The sequence below is a fragment of the Streptomyces sp. NRRL S-378 genome, assembly GCF_000720645.1.
Classification (GTDB): domain Bacteria; phylum Actinomycetota; class Actinomycetes; order Streptomycetales; family Streptomycetaceae; genus Streptomyces.
The window spans coordinates 1-2,066 of record NZ_JOBX01000162.1 but is presented as its reverse complement, the minus strand read 5'-3'; the positions used below and the strand labels follow the sequence as shown (position 1 = coordinate 2,066).

At 72.5% G+C, this 2,066-nt stretch carries 3 protein-coding genes; all 3 read left to right on the top strand.

Annotation, left to right across the window (positions count from 1 at the left end; all coding sequences use genetic code 11):
- Window positions 1-224: carbohydrate-binding protein (locus IH80_RS0138280; RefSeq protein ID WP_030966533.1), on the top strand; the 224-nt coding region annotated here is incomplete at its 5' end.
- Between the two features lie 100 nt (window positions 225-324).
- Window positions 325-1,224, top strand: a complete 900-nt coding sequence (locus IH80_RS0138275; RefSeq protein ID WP_234432542.1) for an RNA polymerase sigma-70 factor — start codon at window positions 325-327, stop codon at window positions 1,222-1,224.
- A 60-nt stretch (window positions 1,225-1,284) separates the two neighbouring features.
- The coding region (locus tag IH80_RS0138270) for an SDR family oxidoreductase (protein WP_063757391.1) at window positions 1,285-2,066 on the top strand (782 nt) is incomplete at its 3' end.

The following is a 2,066-nucleotide window of genomic DNA, read 5'->3' as shown; positions in this document are numbered from 1 at the left end:
CCACTCCCCCGACCACCCCGCCCACGACCCCGCCGACCACGCCCCCGACCACCCCTCCGGGCGGCACCTGCACCAGCCCGGCGTACGTGGCGGGCACCGTCTACAACAGCGGCAACCTCGTCTCCCACAAGGGCCACACCTGGAAGGCCCAGTGGTGGACGCAGAACGAGGAGCCCGGCACCACCGGCGAGTGGGGCGTCTGGAAGGACCAGGGCGCCTGCTGACCGGACCGCCCTGACGGCGAACACACGTGAGGACCCGGTGGCCCGGCGGCCACCGGGTCCTCGCACGTTCCCGCCCGGCAGGCCCTCGTAGGCTGGCCGGGTGATCACACATGTCACCGCGCCCGTAGCGGAATTCGAGCAACACCGGCCCCGGATGTTCGGCATCGCCTACCGCATGCTCGGCTCCGCCGCGGAGGCCGAGGACATCGTGCAGGACGCCTACCTGCGCTGGGACGGCGCGGACCGTTCCGGCATCGAGAACCCGGGGGCCTGGCTGGCCAAGGTCGTCACCAACCTCTGCCTCAACAGCCTCACCTCGGCGCGCGCCAGGCGCGAGAGTTACATCGGCCCCTGGCTCCCGGAACCCGTCCTCACCGGGGACGGCGCCCTCGGCCCGCTCGAGACCGCGGAGCAGCGCGACAGCGTGTCCGTGGCCCTGCTCCTGCTGCTGGAGCAGCTCACCCCGGTCGAGCGCGCCGTGTACGTCCTGCGCGAGGCCTTCGCCTACAGCCACCGGGAGATCTCCGGCCTCCTGGACCTCACCGAGGCCAACTGCCGCCAGGTCTACCGGCGTGCGGCAGGCCGGGTGGGGGCCGATCGGGCGGACACCCGGGCGAAGCGGTTCTCCGCCGACCCCGAACACTGGCAGGGCCTCGTGGAGAGCTTCCTGACGGCGGCGCGCAGCGGGGACCTGACCCAGCTGGAGGGGGTGCTGGCGGCCGACGTGCGGTACGTGTCGGACGGGGGCGGCGTGGTCAACGCGGCGCGGCGGCCGATCCTGGGCCGCGACAACGTCGCCCGCTTCGCGCTGGGCGCCATGGCGAAGTACGTGGCCGGGGTGCCGGTCAGCATCGCAGAGGTCAACGGGACGCCCGCGCTGCTCTTCGGCGAGGTGGCGGTCCTGCTGGTCGAATTCGAGAATGGGCTGGTCAGCGGCATCAGCACGGTGGTCAACCCGGAGAAGCTGGAGTTCCTCCGGCGGCAGCTGTCACATTCCTGACGGCTGTCCGGTCCCGGCTGGTGAACACCCCTCTCACCGCACCAGGGAAGGACCCGCGCCATGGGCACCATCGTCGTCACCGGAGGTACCGGAACGCTCGGCTCGCTCGTCACCGAACGGCTGCGGGCGGCCGGGCACGAGGTCCGCGTGCTGAGCCGGCACGCCCCGGACCATCCCGTCGACCTCCGGGACGGCACCGGACTGGACGCGGCGCTGGCGGGCGCGGAGGTGGTCGTGCACTGCGCGAGCAACACGCGCGGAGCGGGCAAGGGCGACGACGTGGCTGCCGGGCACCTCATCGAGGCTGCCCGGCGGGCCGGTACCGTCGGGAACATCGTCTACATCTCGATCGTCGGGGTGGACGTGGTCCCGCTCGGCTACTACCGGCGCAAGTTCCGGGTGGAGCGGCTGCTGGAGGCGTCCGGGCTGGGCCTGACGATCCTGCGTACGACGCAGTTCCACGACCTCGTGGCGATGCTGACGGACGCCCTGGCGAAGCTCCCCGTCGTGCCGGTCCCGAAGGGCGTACCGGTGCAGCCGATCGCCGTCGGCGAGGTAGCGGACCGCATGGCGGAGCTGGCGGTCCCGACCCCGTCGGGCCGCGTCCCGGACATGGGCGGCCCGCAGGTCCGCAGCCTGCCGGAGCTGGCCCGCGTCCACCTGCGGGCGACGGGCCGCAACCGCCGCGTCCTCCCGCTCCCCCTGCCGGGCAAGGCCTACGCGGCCTTCCGCCGCGGCGGCCACCTCACCCCGTCCCACGCGATCGGCCACGAAACGTTCGAGCAGTTCGCGGCCTGTCTCTTATACACATCTCCGAGCCCACGAGACAAGAGGCAATATCG